Origin of the sequence: Pseudochrobactrum saccharolyticum, assembly GCF_008801715.1 — a bacterium.
GTDB classification, from domain to species: domain Bacteria; phylum Pseudomonadota; class Alphaproteobacteria; order Rhizobiales; family Rhizobiaceae; genus Pseudochrobactrum; species Pseudochrobactrum saccharolyticum.
Window position 1 is genome coordinate 466,933 of record NZ_VZPG01000003.1, and the last position, 17,643, is coordinate 484,575.

Below are 17,643 nucleotides of genomic sequence, written 5' to 3' on the forward strand. Positions count from 1 at the left end.
AAAGAAGAATATGAGGGCGTTTTCTCATGCAGAAAAAACGCCTGTAATGATTGACCGACGGAGTGAGCAGGCATGACAGGCGCCACCAAACAAGCGGCACGACACACCAAATGCAGCAAAGCCATGATAGCCGCTTTGCTGGCAACCACCGCAATGATAACCGGCGTGGTTCTGACAGCAACCAGCTTCAATGCACAGGCACAGCAACAGACAGGCTTCAATATTCCGTCCGGTCCACTCAACCGCGCACTCGCAGCCTTTGGCAGCCAATCCGGCACCCAGCTATCCTATGAACCTGCTGTCGTACGCGGGAAATCTTCTCCGGGAATTTCAGGTGCAGCCACCAAGGAGCAGGCACTGGCGCGGATTTTGCAGAGTTCCGGCCTGACCTATAATTTCACCGGCACAAAATCCGTACTGATTACTGAGCGACTTGCCGCCAATACCGGCGGCGCTGCGCCGGACGGCTCACTCATTCTGAACCAGATAACTGTTTCCAGTGGCGGAGCAATCGCCGCCGCAACAGCGCCTTATGAAACGGCAGCACCAACCACCTATATTTCCGGCGAAACAATTGAGCGTTATCGCGGTTCCAGCCCTGCGGATATGTTTCGCGGTACACCCGGTGTCAAATCCGGTGAAGCCCGCAATGGTGCAGGATCAATTGATGTCAATATTCGCGGTATGCAAGGCATGGGGCGCGTATCCACAACCATTGACGGCGCGGAAAACTCCGTCACCGTCTATCAGGGCTATCAGGGTGTTTCCAACCGCACCTTTGTTGATCCTGATTTTATTGCCGGTGTGGAAATCAACAAGGGGGCGGACACCGCTTCATGGGGCAATGCCGGTTCGGTCAGCATGCGCACTGTCGGCGTGGACGATATTGTTAAAGACGGTAATCACTGGGGTATCCGCGTTAAAGGCGGTATTGGCGGCAACACGTCCAAACCACTGGCTGGTGCTCTGAGCGGTTATCAGTGGCCCTATGCGCCGTGGGATGCAATGAAAGCACCTGTCGGCTCAAAAGACGGGTTGGACAGGCCGTCATTCCTGTCTCCGACATCCGCTTCCGGCAGTATTGTCGGCGCCTATAAAGGCGATGCAATCGATGTTCTGGCCGGTTATGCACGGCGTAAACAGGGTAATTATCATGCAGGAACGCGTGGCTCTGCAGCTGCCGATCCGGTCAATCTGGGCAGACAGCCTTATTGCAATTCAATGATTGCCATTCATTGCACACCCAGAAGCCCGGGCAATTACTGGAACGAATATTATGCCAATCAGGGGCTGACCAATTACCGTCCGGGTGAGGAAGTCCTCAACACTCAGCTGGAAACCGAGTCATGGCTGGCAAAACTCAATGCCCGTTTTGCGGATGATCATGAAGTGCAGCTCGGCTATATGGGTTATCGCAGCGAGGCCGGTGACAGGCTGGCCTCACGCTTGAGCGGCATTAAAGACCAGTCCATACAGCAAGAGCAAACCGCGGGAACCAGCCTCGACACGGTGACTGCGCGTTATAACTGGAAACCGGAAGACAATGAGCTGATTGATCTGCGCGCCAATCTCTACTGGACGCATCTGCAATTGCGTAATCCGGTACGTGGCGGTCGTGGTGTTACACCGGGAGGGATCGGCCTGCCTGCCGATTTCCGTGTCGGATCTGACAGTGATATGTGGGGCGGTGATATCCAGAACAAATCCGCTTTCACTTTTGATGCAGGCGATCTGGATCTGACTTACGGCACGTCTTTCCGTGTGGAAGATACGCGCGGCAGTGAACATTCCGCAGCTCTGGAAGGCTGGATGACACCGCGCGATGCGATCCGCCATGAAGTCGCCGTTTATACGAAGGCTGCCTATAAGCCTGTTGACTGGCTTACTGTGAATGGCGGCTTGCGCTATTCGCATTTCTGGTCGAAAGACCGCTTTGATCCCTATGAGCGCAATCAGATCAAGAATGCAAAGGGACAGGGTTCCAGAACCAATGATGGCGGTTTCAGCCCGTCTGTCGGTCTGACTTTTGAACCGTGGGAACAGACCCAGTTCTATGTCAATTATTCCAATACGCTGCGCGCGCCGAGCATTATTGAATCCGTTTCCGCGTTCAACAGCGTTACCGCAAATACGGATGTAAAACCGGAGCGTTCCAGCAACTGGGAAATCGGCACCAATGTCGTCCGTAACAGCCTGCTTACCGATGAAGATACGGGTATGCTTAAACTCGGTTACTTTAACTGGGATGTTAAAAACTACATCTCGCGCAATATTGTTTATGACACTAAAAATCCGAGCAATTTTGCCCTGAATATCGGCAATATCCACCGTGCAAAGTTTTCCGGTCTGGAATTTTCCGGTCGCTATGAGCTGGACGGTTTCACAGCTGATCTGGCAGCCAATTATTATCTGAATGTTGAATATTGCCGCACATCCGACAGTTGCGACGGCAAGAGCCTTTATGGTGACTATGCCACCAACCATGTGCAGCCCAAATATTCGGTTGACCTGACCCTGTCGCAGAAACTACTGGAAGAACGGCTGATGCTCGGCGGTCGTGTCTCCTATACGGGGCCGCGCGCTATCGGTCATGGCGATGTAACTGCACAAGGCGCATCTGAATTCATCACACCGGTGCTCTGGAAACCCTATGCGCTTGTTGACCTGTTTGCAGAATATAAAATCACTGACAATCTGACAGCGGCATTCCGCGTCGAGAATGTGTTTGATAAATTCTACATTGATCCTCTGGGTCTTGTAACGCAGCCGGGTCCGGGCCGTACTTTCTATGCCAGCCTCACAGCTGATATCGGCGGTGAACAGCAATTGCCGTCCCTGCCGTCCTTCCTGACACGGCGTCCAACGGCTGAAGGCGCTCCGATTGACTGGACAGGCCTTTATGCCGGTGCCCATGCAGGCGGTGTTTTTGGCCGGACATGGGGCAACACAACCGCTCTCGACGGCACATCCAATGCGGTTGCAGCAACGGAATCCGCTGATTTCGGCATGGATAGCGGTTTGTTTGGTGTGCAGGCCGGTTATAACTGGCAATTGCCAAACCGTGTGGTGCTGGGCATCGCTGCCGACTGGAGCAAGACCTATCTGAATGCTGCACATAAAGCCCGCACAACAGAGGGCGATTTTGCCGGCACCGGCAATGTGCAGGCGCAGACCCTCTATGACATTGACTGGACTGCCGCTGTGCGCGGTAAACTCGGCTATGCTTTTGACAATAAATGGATGCTCTATGGCAGCGGCGGTGTGGCCTTTGCCCGCGAGAGCCAGTCGCGCGAGCAATATCGTGTCAGTGCAGACAGTTCTGACAAGGTCACAGAAATTGCGCTGACTGAAAAGGAGAAAGCAACACGATTCGGCTGGACAGCCGGCGGCGGGATTGAATATGCCATTAATGACCGGTGGTCGGTGATGGCGGATTATTCCTACACACGTTTCGGCAAAACCAATTTCAACTTTAACAATGCCCGTGCCGGTATCATGCGTGACTGGGAAACACAGGAAAAGATTGGTGTTGAGATTGTTGACCCGTCAAAACAGCCGGGCATGGGTGACTTCTGCACTCAGTTCCCGCAATATTGTGAGCCTTACGAAAAAGCGATCTATGAGACCGTCAAACATGAAGGATCGTCGAGTGTTAAAAACGGACGCAAAGCATCCAATTCGCTTGATTTTCATACATTCAAAATCGGTGTGAATTACCGGTTCTGACAGGGCTCAAAAGCCGGTCTGAGTTTCTCAGACCGGCTTTTTTTATTTAATGTTCAGAGCCTGTATGGCCATGTTCTTTGCGTTTGGCAGCATCATCCACCAGCTCATACCACATGGCGTTGAGCACCGCGAAAGCCGCTGCGAGAGGTAGTCCTAAAACCCAGGCGAAATACCACATTTAAAACCTCATATTATATAAGAGACAGAAATGATGACGGAAACGGGCATCAGTAATGCCCCTCTTCCAGATCGCTTTCCGTCACTTTTCCGCGCAGCACATAATAGACCCAGCTCGTATAGAGCATGATGATCGGCAGCATAATGCCGGTGCTGATCAGCATGATGAACAGGGTCAGATGGCTGGATGAGCTGTCCCAAACCGTCAGGCTGGCACTCGGATTCAGCGAGGATGGCAGAATGAACGGGAACATCGCCACACCGACCGATGTAATCACACCGAAGATCGACAATTTACCGAACAGCAATGCCACGAGCGGACGCCGTGCCCACAAAAAGAGGATCACCGCGAAAGGCGACAGCAGGCCAAGTGCAGGTACAGCCCACAGAGCCGGATAACGCAGATAATTGGCAAGCCATGCGCCTTGCTCAACCACTGCGGTTTTAAACAGCGGGTTAGACGGGCCGTTCGGATCAATCTCACTGGTAATGCGGTAACCCAGACCGGATTTCCAGAGATACAGCCCTGCGGCGACATAAAAGACCACTGTCAGCAATGCAAGAAGCGTACCGTATTTTTTAGCACGCTCAGCCACAATGCCTGTGGTTTTGACACAGAGCCACACACAACCATGCATGGCCAGCATGATGACCGACATCAGACCTGCCAGCAGCGCAAACGGGTTAAGCAAGGCAAAGAATGAACCTTCATAGAAGATCATCATATCGTCATTGATACGGAACGGCACGCCGAGCAGCACATTGCCGACAGCCACACCAAAAATCAGTGACGGCACAAAACCACCGATGAACAATGCCCGGTCCCAATTGTTGCGCCACAGCGCGCTTTCACGCTTGTTGCGGTATTTAAAGCCGACCGGCCGCAGGATCAGTGCGAACAAAATGATGAACATCGCCAGATAGAAGCCGGAGAAAGACACCGCGTAAAGCTGCGGCCATGCGGCAAAAATCGCACCACCGGCCAGAATGAGCCAGACCTGATTGCCTTCCCAGACCGGTTCAATGGTTTCCAGCACCAGTCTGCGTTCCAGATCGGTGCGGGCAACAAATGGCAGCATGGTTTCAATACCAAGGTCAAAACCATCCATCGCCGCAAAGCCGATGAGCAGCACACCCAGCAATACCCACCAGATCAGACGTAAGGTTGAATAATCAAGAAGTTCGGACAAAACCATTATTTTGCCTCCCCGATTTGTACCGGTTTACTGGGAACAGGTTTCTCAAAGGGTGCGGAAACCGGAGCATGATCCGGCTGCGGCCCGTTGCGGATCGCACGGATCATCACGCCCATCTCAATAATGAACAGAACTGTATAGATCAGGATAAATCCGGTCAGCGAGATCAGCACGGTTACGGGGCTGAGATTGGAAACCGCCACGGCTGTTGGCAGAACCCCTTCAATACTCCATGGCTGACGGCCGAATTCCGCAACCAGCCAGCCCATTTCTGCAGCCAGCCAAGGCAGAGGAATAGAGAAGACCGCAACCCAGAGCAGCCAGCGGTGTTTGTCCAGTTTTCTGCGTGCAGACAGGAAAAAGAAGGTACCGGTCAGCAACAGGAAATAGAAGCTCAAGCCCACCATCACACGGAAGGCAATGAACAGCGGCAGCACACCTGGAACAGTATCATTGGCGGCAGCCACGATCTGCTCATCCGTAGCAGTGCGCGGATCATCAACATATTTCTTCAGCAGCAGACCATAACCCAGACGCTCACCATATTGTTCAAAAGCCTGTTTGGCTTCTGCCGGTGCCTGCTCGCCCCGTGGCGTCGCTTTGATTGTCTGCAAGGCATCATAGGCCCTGATGCCGTCACGGATGCGATCCTGAGCCTGCAAAACCAGCTGGTTAATACCCGGAATTTCAATGGTCAGCGAGCGCGTACCGATCAGCCCCATCACATAGGGAATGTGAATGGCATAATGGGTCACACGGTTTTCCTGATCCGGCACACCAATCAGCGTGAAGGATGCCGGAGCCGGTTCTGTATCCCACATGGCCTCAATCGCAGCCATTTTCATGCTCTGATGGTCGGATGTCAGATAGCCGCTTTCATCCCCCAGCACCACAACCGACAAAGCACCGGCCAGACCGAAAGAAGCCGCCACAGTCATCGAGCGTTTGGCAAGTTCCAGATGACGGCCTTTGAGCATATACCATGCCGAAACACCGAGAATGAAAATGGAAGCTGTGACATAACCGGCAGATACTGTGTGCACGACCTTGGCCTGCGCAACAGGGTTGAAAACAACGGCAAAGAAGTCCGTGATTTCCATACGCATGGTTTCAGGGTTAAAGCGCGATCCGACCGGATTTTGCATCCAGCCATTGGCAACCAGAATCCACAAAGCGGAAATATTGGAGCCGATCGCCATCAGATAGGTCACGGTCAAGTGGCCGATTTTGGACAGGCGATCCCAGCCGAAGAAAAACAGGCCGATAAAGGTTGCTTCCAGAAAGAAAGCCATCAGCCCTTCGAGCGCCAGCGGCGCACCGAAAATATCCCCGACATAGTGACTGTAATAACTCCAGTTCATACCGAACTGGAATTCCATCACAACGCCGGTGGCGACACCGGTTACAAAGTTAATACCAAACAATGTACCCCAGAATTTTGTCATTTGCCGCCAGATCAGGCGGCCGGTCATCACATAGACCGTTTCCATGATCGCCAGCAGAATAGACAGGCCGAGCGTCAAAGGAACAAACAAAAAGTGGTACATGGCGGTGACTGCAAATTGCAGACGGGATAGTGAAACAATATCCAGTTCCATCATCATCCGCCGCGGGGGCGCGGCGCTCCTGTTGTAGCTTAGCGCCGGAAACTATTCGGTATCCGGCAAACTATGCTTGAAAACAAAGCTTTTACGCGTCTCTCCGGAAAATAGGGGGCATTCCGGTCAAAATGCGCGTATATCAAACAGTCCGTATGACCGGCATTGTTGCCGGAAATGTCTGTGAGAAACCTGCAGGGCGGATATGCTCTATCTATTTGCTTTTATTCGTATCTTGTCCGAAAACCGCTTTGCACTTTTCGGGACACGCTTAAAATAGACCAATTCTAGATTATACTAATTTATAGCATCAGGAAATGCATATCCGTTCCGGCTGGTAATACCGGCCGGTTACAGGGTTCTCACAGTGTGGGAATGAAAGCGGCGCTTGGGAGAAAACCGCTTTCAAAATCAGATAATGTGATCCGTTTTTGTCAGATCATCCCTCTGATTATGTATAAAAGATCATGCTTCATAAAGCGGGGCTTCCTTTTCAAAGACATGGCTGTTAACGCGTCCGGCTCCGGACAGGTATTCTTGTTAAACCTGACGCAGTGTCTTCAGAATATCTGAAAATGCCTGCGTTCCTTTCAGTGCTTCTGCCGTCATGCGACCATTGCTCATTACGACAATACGGTCGGCAATCTCAGCTTCACGGCGCAGATGCGTCGCAATAATCATAGTTCTGCCGTGGCCACCATTCTGACTTGTGGCCTGTGCCAGCCGCTGCAGAATGTCCTGCGCAGTGGCTTTCTCCAGCCCTTCTGTCGGTTCATCCAGCAGCCAGAGCGGGGTATTGTGCAAAAACAGGCGCGCCAGTGCGAGACGGCGAGCCTGCCCGCCGGACAGACCAAGGCCGCCCTCGCCAAGCATTGTTTCCAACTGCTGCGGCATGTCACCTACCGTTTCTGACAGGCCGGCCATTTCCAGTGCCTGCATCAGATCATCGTCCGTTGCCTTTGGCTGAGCAAGACGCAGATTTTCCGCGAGACTATCCTGAAACAGCTGGGTTTTCTGCGTCAGCAACGTTGCTGCCTCATGACGGATAATACCGGAATCCGCGGTCACCTCACCGGCCAGCAAAGCCATGAGCGTCGATTTACCTGTGCCGCTTGTGCCGACAATCGCCAGTTTTTCACCCTTGCGCACGCTCAGACTGATATCCTGCAGCACCAGAGGCATCTTGTCCTCATAGCGCATATTGATCTGTTCCAGATAAACAGCCTCATGAGGATCGGCCGGTTGTACAGGCACATAGAAATGCGGCTGGGTTTCATAACGGTCGCCAACGCGGTGCGCAGCCATCAGCGTGCGGCCAAGTTCCATGGCACCACGGCGTAATGCTGCAAACGGTTCCATCGCACCCAGTGCCATCAGCAGCGCAAAGGCAGCAACAGCAGGTGAAATAGTGCCAGCCTCTGCAAGCCAGACACCGCCGAGCAAAGCAACACAGAGCAGCAAAGCCGTAGCGATACCAAAACCGGCACCGACCGAAATTTCAATCCGGTTGAGCTGATCATCAGCATCGGACAATCTTTTGTCAGCCGCACATATGCTTGCGCTTTGCGCCTGCAATCGTCCCGCCATCAGCAGATCGGTCTGGCCGGAGACCAGATCAATGCTGCGCGCGCGTACGGCTTCAACAGCTTTGGCACGGCGGCGCATCGGCTTCATCGCCCAGAGTGCTGCAATCAACGGCAGGCCAAAACCGGCAAGTACCAAAACCGCCACCATTGCCAGCGAGAAAGTGCTATCCATCAGCCAGAAAGCAAAACCAACCACCAGCATGGTGACAAAAGCCGCACCGGCAGGCACCAGCACGCGCAGATAAAGCGCATCCAGCGCATCAATATCCGCCGTCAGGCGGAACAGCAGACGGCTCGGACGGCGCAAAAGTTCTTTTGCTGCCTGCGGTGCAGCCCAGCTGCGGAACAATTTCTCGCGCAATGCCGCCAGCACAGCCAGCGTTGCATCATGCGTAACCAGACGCTCCGCATAGCGCGACGCAGTGCGCAGAATAGCCAGCAGACGAATACCCGCAGCCGGTGCAAATACGTCGAAAGCCAAAGCTGTGGCCGTTGCCAGACCGGCAATTGCCGTTGCTGTGATAAACCAGCCGGACAGACCAAGCAGCAGAATACCGCACAAAACAGTCACAGCAGCGAGCAACATACCGGCCCATAATTTGCCGCGCTTTTCCGAGAAAAACAGTTTGAGAACAGGTTTCAGAACTGCAAGTTTCTTCATTCTGCCGCCCTCCGTGCAGAACATACAGGTGCAGCAGCATTGCCGCTGTCTTCCTGCACATGCAGATTTTCCGCACCGCTCAGCCTGTCAACGCGAATGATGCGTCCCATTTTGCGCGCCAGTTCTTCATCATGGGTGGCAATAATCAATGTCTTGCCTTGCGCCATAGCCAGAAGACCCTCTGTTGCCTTGAGCGCGGTTTCACTGTCGAGATGGGCAGTCGGCTCGTCGGCAAAGATAATATCCGCACCGGATTTCAGAGCTGCCCTTGCCAATGCCAGACGCAGGCCTTCACCACCGGAAAGACCGGTGCCGTTTTCACCAAGATCACTGGCTGCAGCGGCAGAGGCCACATTATCCAGCGCTGCTGTCTTCAATGCAGCCTGCACATCGCTCAGGGCAAAACCTTCACGGCCGAGCGTAATATTGGAACGCACAGAACCGGAAAAAATATGCGGCTTCTGGCCGATCCATGAGAATTGCTGACGCAGCGTGTCAGCACTGCTCTGATCGAGCACGGTATCATGGATCAGAACATCACCACTGCGTGGTGCGATCAGACCGGCCATCATCGCCAGCAGCGTTGATTTACCGCTACCGCTTGGCCCCAGGAGAGCAACATGCTCGCCTTGCGCAATCTGCAAGCTAAAGCCGGAGAGCAGATCAGTCTCGTCATCTGCATCATAGCTGAAATCCACATCGCGCAGTGTGACAGCATGGTTTTTTTCTGTCTCAGCGGGTATCGCATTCGCAGCAACCGCGGTGAGTTTCATACCGCCTGCACTGATATTTTCCAGCGCATCAATCGCGGCTTCACCGGCAGCGCGGTCATGCCAGACGGCAGAAAGTTCGCGCAGCGGTTCAAAAAATGTCGGCGCCAGCAGCAGGATAAACAGCCCCTGCCCCAATGTCAGCGTTGCGCCCCACGCGCCGAAATTCAGCTCGCCCAAGAGGTGGAAGCCGATATAAACCGCAACCATCGCCACGCCGAGCGCAGAAAACAGCTCCAGTACCGCTGAGGACAGGAAAGCAATACGCAACACGATCATGGTTTTATGGCGCAGCGTTTCCGCATTATGGCGCAAGCGCTGTGCGGTCAGGTCAACAGCGTGGAATGTGCGGATTGTTGCCAGTCCGCGCAAACGGTCGAGCAGGAAACCATTCATCTGCCCCATTTCCACCAGCTGTTCTTCACTGGCGGCTTTGGCGCGATAACCGATCAGCGCCATGAAAACCGGAATAAGCGGTGCCGCAACCAGCAAGACCAGTGCCGCAGCCCATGAATACCACAGCACAGCAATGAGAAAGACAATCGGAACGATCATAACTTTCATCTGCACCGGCTGGTAACGCGACCAATAAGTCACTACCATTTCGGCCTGTTCGGCGAGAATGCTTGCCGCCTCACCCGATGCCGCACGGTTGCGATCCAGCGGGGAGCGGTCAGCCAGCGCCTGCACCGATTTTGCACGCAGATCAGACAGTGCCGCGCGCGATGTTTTAAAGGCAATCCGCTCGCCCGCGCCCTGCAAAATGGTACGCAGCAGGCCAAGCAGAAAAATACCGGCAACGATCGTCAGAAGATTGCTGACTGTCCCGCTGACGGTCAGCTCATTAATCGCATAGGCCATCAGGCCCGCCTGCGGCAGCCAGATCAGCGCCGCCAGAACCTGTAACCAGCCGCCTTTGCGTAAATTGGCCGGTTGTGCACGTTTTTTACGGCGTCGTGCAGACGCCTTTACAGTTCCGGCAGCCTTGTCGCTGCCGGTAACTGTTGCTGCATCAGACATGGATCGTTCCGGCGTTGCCGCCGGAATTTCCGAAGGGGCAGACGAACCGGATAAAGCTTCACTCACTCCGTCCCTCCTTTCACTCTGATTGTCCTTCTTTTTTCTGCGCACGGCTGCGGCCGAGCGAGACGATTTTGTCCTTGGCTTCAAGGAAACGCGTGACCTTTGACCCCATGCTCAAAAGCATTGTCAGTCGTTCGGTTTCGAGCGATTTCACATCATCATACCAGTTGGTCAGGCGTTCAATCAGACCATGCATATCGCCCATACGCGCTTGCGCAAATGCATCACTCTCCGTTGTCGGCTTTTCCATGAGAATTTCACGCAACACACTCAAAGTCGGATCGACTTCGCGTTTTTTGCGTTCTTCCGCCAATGTGCGCAGAATCTGCCAGACATCGCCCGGTGTGGAATAAAAATCGCGACGGTCACCCGGAATGTGCTTCAGCAAAACAAGGTTCCAACCTTGCAGCTCTCTGATACCCATAGAAACATTCGACCGTGAGACGCCAAGGGCATCCACGATCTGATCGGCACAGAGCGGGTCTTTAGAAAGATAGAGCAAGGCATAGATCTGCCCGACCGTGCGGTTGATACCCCAGCGGCTGCCCATTTCACCGAAGTGCAGTACAAATGATTGTACGATTGGCGACAATTCCAAATCAGTTGCTCCCGTATTTTCTGAACTTTCAGAAATTACTGAAATTTCAGATATTATTATTGTTGCTCCTCCGCAACCCGCAAAGCAGGTCTGGACAATAAGTCGCAACACAAATCAGAGAAGAGGCACGTCCAGAAATCGCTAATAAAGGTCGTTTGAGGTCGGCAATTGCCGGCTGTCATCCGTTTTATCGCGATGCATGGTTGCCCGCGTCAATAGCATCAGTGTTACCGGCGTTGTCACAAACACAAAAGCGGTAATTAACAGTTCATGCAAAACCGGTCGCGATTGCAAGACTGTAAAGAAAATAATTGATGCAATGAGAATGCCGCCGACGCCAAAAGTCGTGCCGAGTGTCGGGGCATGAATCCGTTCATAGAACTTTTTAAAGCGCAAAAGACCGATCGCACCGATCAGCGTAATCAGTGATCCGCCCAGCAAAAAGACCGAAACCAGAATGGCTGCCCAGAGCGGCAGTTGCGTTGCATGGTTCATTCGATTACCTCGCCGCGCATCAGGAACTTTGCCAGCGCCACGCTGGACACAAAGCCCAGCAGCGCAATCACCAAGGCAGCTTCAAAATAAATCGATGTGCCGGTACGAATACCGAAGGTGATAAACAACATCATCATCGTCGCATAAAGCGTATCCAGACCCAATATACGGTCCTGCGCACGCGGCCCTGCGATCAGACGCCATGTTGCACAAAGCAGAGCTGCACCCAGACAAAGCTGGGACAAAAGCAGCGCCCAGGATAAAATCACTGTACTCATGTGAAAATCTCCATCAGCAGGCGTTCATAATGCTGTTTTATCACGGTGCGGAACTCATCTTCTCCGTCTTTATCGAGAATATGAATCAGCAAAACACCCGTTACGGGATTAAAATTTGCCCATGCCGTACCAGGCGTTGAGGTCACGATACAGGCCAGAATGCCGAGCGGCAAACGTCCGCGCAATTGCAGGCTGATGGTCACAAATCCTGCCTGACGCTCTGGCCGGTCAAAAAGAATGATTTTGATGACCGCAATATTTGACCAGAAAATATCGGCAACAACGCGGAAAAACAGTTCGATAATTGCCCGTACCGAGCGAACCCGCACCGGTTCCGGATCCAGCGAGGTAAAAGCCAGACCTGCGCCCAATGCAATGAAAAAGCCCAAAATCGTATGACCGGGTGTGAAGCCGTTGAGCAGCAGCCACATGATCCAGAAGCTCAGCGACAAAACGGGATGCGGAAACAATGCTCTCATTGTGCGTCTCCCTTCGCAGCCGGTGTACTGGCAGCGGCCGGTTCAAATCCCGCTGAGCGTTTTGCGTCCAGAACATGGTCGATATAATTATGCGGACGATGCAGTGCCTGCGCGGTCGCATCGAGATAGCGCATCACTGGTGCCGCCTGAATGGTCAGAGCGAGACACAGAAACAACAGCCCCGCCACCGGCACCAGCTCAATAATCAGCACGCGCGGTACATTGCCTTCCATCGACGCCCAGAAAGTACGGATACCGGAGCGCGACATCGCAATTAGTGCCGAGACACCGGACAGAATAATCAGCGTGACATAGGCCCAGCTTGCTGCGGAAATCGGTGCATCCGTGCCCATGCCAGCCGGATTGAACAATGCCGACAACAGCGAGATTTTTGCCACGAAACCGGAAAATGGCGGCAAACCAATCAGCAAAATAGCGCTGACGGCAAAACAGGCACCGAGAATAGCAAGCGTTGCAGGCAAAACTGTGCCGACTTCCTCTTCCTCTTCTTCTTCCTCGTCACCATAGGCTTCAATCGTCACCGCCAACACGTTGGCCGCCGCATCCTGACCGCGCTCCACCAGCTCAATCAGCAGAAAGAAAGCCGCAATCGTCAGCGTTGAGCTGATCATATAGAACAGAGCGCTGCCGGTTACCGCCACATTGCCCGTACCGATTGCCGCCAGCAATGTACCGGAAGAAACCAACACGCTGTAACCGGCAATACGCCCGAGCGCCTGCGATGCCAGTACCCCGATCAGACCGAAAGTGATCGTCGCCAGACCGATGTAAAACAGTCCTGCATCACCGAAACCTGTTGTCCGTGGTGTCAGCTCACCGAAAAACAGTAAAGACAGGCGCAGCAAAACATAAATACCGACCTTGGACATGATCGCGAACAATGCGGCCACCGGTGCGGCCGCAGCCGTATAGGTTGTCGGCAGCCAGAAATTCAGCGGCCATGCACCGGCTTTCACCAGAAATGCCGTGCCGAGAATGGCACCGCCAGCCTGCAGGAACATCAGATCATCTGCCGGTACATTGGGAATGCGCTGTGCCAGATCGGCCATATTCAGTGTGCCGGTCACGCCATAGATCATGCTGACGCCGATCAGAAACAGCGATGAGGCCGCGAGATTGACGGCAATATAATGCAAGCCCGCTTTAACGCGGGTGGCACCGGAGCCATGCAGTACCAGCCCGTAAGATGCCGCCAAGAGCACCTCGAAAAACACAAACAGGTTGAACAGATCACCGGTCAGGAATGCGCCGTTCAGCCCCATCAGCAGCAGCTGGAACAGCGTATGGAAATGCGAACCTGCTTTGTGCCAGCGTGCCAGCGCAAAACACAGTGCCGCCAGTCCGAGAATGCTGGTCAGCAGCACCATCATTGCCGAGAAACGATCCAGCACCAGCACAATCGCATAGGGTGCCGGCCAGTTACCCAGCAGATAAGGAAGTACGCGGTCGTCCGGCGTATTGGCCATATTGACCAGCATGATCGCCACAACAAACAGCACAAAAGTTGCTGCAATGCTGATTGCAGCTTTCAGCACACGGCGACGCTCATCATAGAGCAGCAACAAAGCTGCGGTGATGAGCGGCAGCAGAATCGGCGCGATAATCAGATGTTCCTGCCAATCCTGCATTACTGGCTCTCCCTGCCGTCAACATGGTCGGTACCGGTCAGACCACGGGAAGCCAGCATGACCACCAGAAACAGGGCTGTCATGGCAAAGCCGATCACAATCGCAGTCAGTACCAGTGCTTGCGGCAACGGATCGGTATAAAGAGCGGGATCAGGCTGATCGCCCAGAATAGGCGCGGAATCTGTGCGCAGACTGGCCATACTGAAAATAAACAGATTAACCGCATAGGAAATCAGTGACAGACCGATAATCACCTGAAAAGTACGCGGACGCTGCAAAAGCCACAGGCCGGAAGCTGTCAAAATACCGATACCGAGAGCAAGAATAAGTTCCATTAGCGTCCCTCTCCCTGCTTAACGAGTATGGCCTGTTCAGCCTGTTCCGATTGTGTTTTTTCCGAGCGGCGATGACGGATCGACTGGTGTGCCAAGGCAATCAGCATCAGAACGGTGGCACCGACCACAAGTGTAAAGACGCCGATGTCAAACAGCAGTGCGGATGCCACCGGCATTTTGCCGATCAGCGGTACTTCCGCATAATCAAAATAGGTGGTGAGAAACGGATAACCGGCAAAGAATGAACCGGCACCGGTTGCCGCTGCGGTCAGCAAACCGAAGCCCATCCATTTCACCGGCAGAATGCGCAAATGGCTTTCCACCCAGCGGGTACCAAAGGCGAGATATTGCAGAATAAAGCCGATCGCCATCGTAATACCGGCCGCAAAACCGCCACCCGGCAGATCATGACCGCGCAGCAGCAAATGCATGGCGAAAACGATAATCACGCCGAACAAATATTGCATAATCACAGAAGGCACAGCGAGATATTCGGACAGGGTTGCACCGGCATGACGCTCCGGATCAGCCTCGTCAAAAGCGTTCTGGATTTTCTGCTGTTGCGGGGATTCCATAGTGTCCGATGCCGGACGGAAACGACGCAGCAGCGCATAAACCGTCAGACCGACAATACCAAGCACCGTGATTTCTCCCAGCGTATCAAAGCCGCGGAAATCCACCAGCAACACATTGACCACATTCTTGCCGCCAGCTTCCGTATAGGAATTGCCGAGGAAATAATCGGCAAGCGTTGCAGGGCTGAAACGGGTCATCATTGCATAGGACACAAGCGCCATACCGCCGCCGCCCGCCAGTGCGATAATCAGATCGCGGTAACGGCGTAAGCGCGGTACAAGAGGAATGCTTGCATTTTCATCTTCCTGCCAGCGTTTCGGCAGCCAGCGCAGACCAAGCAGCAACAGAACTGTGGTGACAATCTCAACCAGCAACTGCGTAACCGCGAGATCCGGTGCGGAGAGCCACACAAATGTAAAACAGGTCACAAGCCCGGCGCCACCAAGCAACATCAGCGATGCCAGCCGGTGATATTTAGCCTGATAGGCTGCACCGACCGCACAAAGCGCGCCGATCAGCCAGACAATGGCAAAGACCGGATCCACAGGAAGCGGCACCAATGGCCCCATAAATAGTCCCGCCTGATAAACAGGCCAGGCACCGGCAAAAATCGCAATCAGCATCAGCACCCGCATTTGCGGTTGCAAGCGACGTGTTCCGAACCGGCTTTCAATACTACGCGCCCATTTCCATGAAACAGTTACCAGCACCAGCTCAAAAATACGCTGACCATTGAGATGGCGCAGCAATGGCGGCCCTTCATCGCATTTTGCCAGATAGTTTTTCATCACCATGAAGATCACGGTTCCGCCGATCAGCGCAATCACACTCATCAGCAGCGGCACATTAAAGCCGTGCCAGATTGCAAGGCTGTATTCCGGTGTGGCACCGCCAAGAACCGACACGACAGCCGTGTGCAGGAACGGTCCGACAATCAATGTCGGCACAATACCGATCAGCAGGCAGAGCAGCACCAGCAACTCAATCGGGAAACGTACCCATTGCGGCGGCTCTTTCGGTGTATGCGGCAGGTCAACCGGTGCGGGACCAAAGAAGGTCGAATAGATAAAGCGGATCGAATAAGCGACACTGAAAGCGCTCGCCAGCGTTGCCACATAAGGCGTGACCGTATCGAGCCATGAAGACAGATGTGTCTCCACCGTTTCCGCAAAGAACATTTCTTTGGAAATGAAGCCGTTCAGCAGTGGTACACCGGCCATCGCCGCACTGGCAACCATCGCCAAAGTTGCCGTAATCGGCATGAAGCGGAACAAACCGCTTAGTTTTCGCAGGTCGCGCGTGCCGGTTTCATGATCGATAATCCCCGCCGCCATAAACAGCGAAGCTTTGAAGATCGCATGATTGACCATATGGAAAATCGCGGCAACAGCTGAAAGAGGACTGCCAAGGCTGAGCAAAGCGGTAATCAGCCCCAGATGACTGATGGTTGAATAGGCAAGCAGGCCTTTCAGGTCCTGCTGGAACAGCGCAAACCAAGCGCCCAGCAGCAAAGTCGTCAGACCGGCAAGCCCAAGCAGCCAGAACCATTCTTCTGTGCCCGCCAGTGCAGGCCACAGCCTTACCATCAGAAACACGCCGAGCTTAACCATCGTGGCGGAGTGCAGATAGGCTGAAACCGGTGTCGGCGCGGCCATCGCATTCGGCAGCCAGAAATGGAACGGAAATTGTGCGCTCTTGGTGAAAGTACCAAGCAGGATCAGCACCAAAGCCACCGTATAAAGCGGATGGTTTTTAATCAGATTACCCGATGCCAGAATAACATCCAGCTCATAACTGCCGACAATATGACCAAGCAGCAGCACACCGAGCAACAGGCCGAAACCGCCAAGACCGGTAACGGTCAGCGCCATACGCGCGCCGTCACGGGCGCTGACATTCTGATACCAGTAACCAATCAGCAGGAAGGAAAAAATACTGGTGAGTTCCCAGAACACCACCATCAGGATCATATTGCCCGATAGCACCACGCCGAGCATCGCGCCCATAAAGGCAAGAAAGAATGAGAAAAAGCGCGGCACCGGATCTTCCGATGACATATAATAGCGCGCATAGATCACCACGAGCAGGCCGATGCCTGTGACCAGCATGGCAAACAGCCAGGCAAGACCATCCATCCGCAAAGTGACATTGAGACCATAGGCAGGCAACCATGCCATCTGCGTGTGCAGAACTTTACCACCGGTCACATAAGGATAAAGCGCAATAGTCAGCAGCAATGCGGCAACCGCGGTCAGCCCCGCGAACCAGACAGCAACCTGCCGGTCATTCGATCTGAGAAGGCCTGTAAGGGCGCAGCCAATAAATGGCAGTATGATGAGCAAAAAAAGGACTTTTCCGTCCGTCACCATCCGCGCCTGCCCTCCTCAAATTCCTCAAGAGCGGTTTTCACTCTCATAAAACTACATAATAGAAACG

13 protein-coding genes are annotated in these 17,643 nt (G+C 53.6%); 1 reads left to right on the forward strand and 12 read right to left on the reverse strand.

The genetic code is table 11. The features are described from left to right. Window positions 1-72 precede the first annotated feature (72 nt). Complete coding sequence (locus tag F7P81_RS12105; RefSeq protein ID WP_246176111.1) at window positions 73-3,726, forward strand: TonB-dependent receptor domain-containing protein; 3,654 nt, start codon at window positions 73-75, stop codon at window positions 3,724-3,726. A gap of 46 nt (window positions 3,727-3,772) precedes the next feature. Here the strand turns inward: F7P81_RS12105 and cydX are convergent, their stop codons facing one another. The 12 genes from cydX to F7P81_RS12165 all read right to left on the reverse strand — a co-directional run bounded on the left by cydX (window position 3,773) and on the right by F7P81_RS12165 (window position 17,576). Continuing rightward, window positions 3,773-3,904, reverse strand: coding sequence for a cytochrome bd-I oxidase subunit CydX (gene cydX, locus F7P81_RS12110; RefSeq protein ID WP_075656476.1), 132 nt, complete (start codon window positions 3,902-3,904; stop codon window positions 3,773-3,775). 49 nt (window positions 3,905-3,953) lie between these two features. After that, window positions 3,954-5,099 (reverse strand): cytochrome d ubiquinol oxidase subunit II, encoded by a 1,146-nt coding sequence (gene cydB, locus F7P81_RS12115; protein WP_151159688.1) that lies wholly within the window; start codon window positions 5,097-5,099, stop codon window positions 3,954-3,956. Continuing rightward, the gene (locus tag F7P81_RS12120) at window positions 5,099-6,697 is read right to left on the reverse strand and encodes a cytochrome ubiquinol oxidase subunit I (protein WP_151159747.1); all 1,599 of its coding nucleotides are present in this window, start codon (window positions 6,695-6,697) and stop codon (window positions 5,099-5,101) included. Before F7P81_RS12120 ends, cydB begins: the two co-directional genes overlap by 1 nt. Before the next feature lie 540 nt (window positions 6,698-7,237). Continuing rightward, entirely contained in the window at window positions 7,238-8,944 is a 1,707-nt protein-coding gene (gene cydC, locus F7P81_RS12125) for a thiol reductant ABC exporter subunit CydC (RefSeq protein ID WP_151159689.1), read from the reverse strand. Further along, window positions 8,941-10,734 (reverse strand): thiol reductant ABC exporter subunit CydD, encoded by a 1,794-nt coding sequence (cydD, locus tag F7P81_RS12130; protein WP_151159748.1) that lies wholly within the window; start codon window positions 10,732-10,734, stop codon window positions 8,941-8,943. The genes cydC and cydD overlap by 4 nt, the downstream gene beginning before the upstream one ends. Before the next feature lie 79 nt (window positions 10,735-10,813). Beyond that, complete coding sequence (locus tag F7P81_RS12135; protein ID WP_033315780.1) at window positions 10,814-11,395, reverse strand: GbsR/MarR family transcriptional regulator; 582 nt, start codon at window positions 11,393-11,395, stop codon at window positions 10,814-10,816. Between the two features lie 141 nt (window positions 11,396-11,536). Continuing rightward, window positions 11,537-11,890, reverse strand: coding sequence for a monovalent cation/H(+) antiporter subunit G (gene mnhG / locus F7P81_RS12140; RefSeq protein WP_028233201.1), 354 nt, complete (start codon window positions 11,888-11,890; stop codon window positions 11,537-11,539). Further along, window positions 11,887-12,168, reverse strand: coding sequence for a K+/H+ antiporter subunit F (locus F7P81_RS12145; RefSeq protein ID WP_022709184.1), 282 nt, complete (start codon window positions 12,166-12,168; stop codon window positions 11,887-11,889). Before F7P81_RS12145 ends, mnhG begins: the two co-directional genes overlap by 4 nt. Continuing rightward, window positions 12,165-12,647, reverse strand: coding sequence for a Na+/H+ antiporter subunit E (locus F7P81_RS12150; RefSeq protein ID WP_022709183.1), 483 nt, complete (start codon window positions 12,645-12,647; stop codon window positions 12,165-12,167). Before F7P81_RS12150 ends, F7P81_RS12145 begins: the two co-directional genes overlap by 4 nt. After that, window positions 12,644-14,296, reverse strand: coding sequence for a monovalent cation/H+ antiporter subunit D (locus tag F7P81_RS12155; protein WP_022709182.1), 1,653 nt, complete (start codon window positions 14,294-14,296; stop codon window positions 12,644-12,646). Before F7P81_RS12155 ends, F7P81_RS12150 begins: the two co-directional genes overlap by 4 nt. Beyond that, on the reverse strand, window positions 14,296-14,631 hold the full coding sequence (locus F7P81_RS12160; protein ID WP_022709181.1) for a Na+/H+ antiporter subunit C: 336 nt from the start codon (window positions 14,629-14,631) through the stop codon (window positions 14,296-14,298). The genes F7P81_RS12155 and F7P81_RS12160 overlap by 1 nt, the downstream gene beginning before the upstream one ends. Then, entirely contained in the window at window positions 14,631-17,576 is a 2,946-nt protein-coding gene (locus tag F7P81_RS12165; protein WP_151159690.1) for a monovalent cation/H+ antiporter subunit A, read from the reverse strand. The genes F7P81_RS12160 and F7P81_RS12165 overlap by 1 nt, the downstream gene beginning before the upstream one ends. Window positions 17,577-17,643 lie beyond the last annotated feature (67 nt).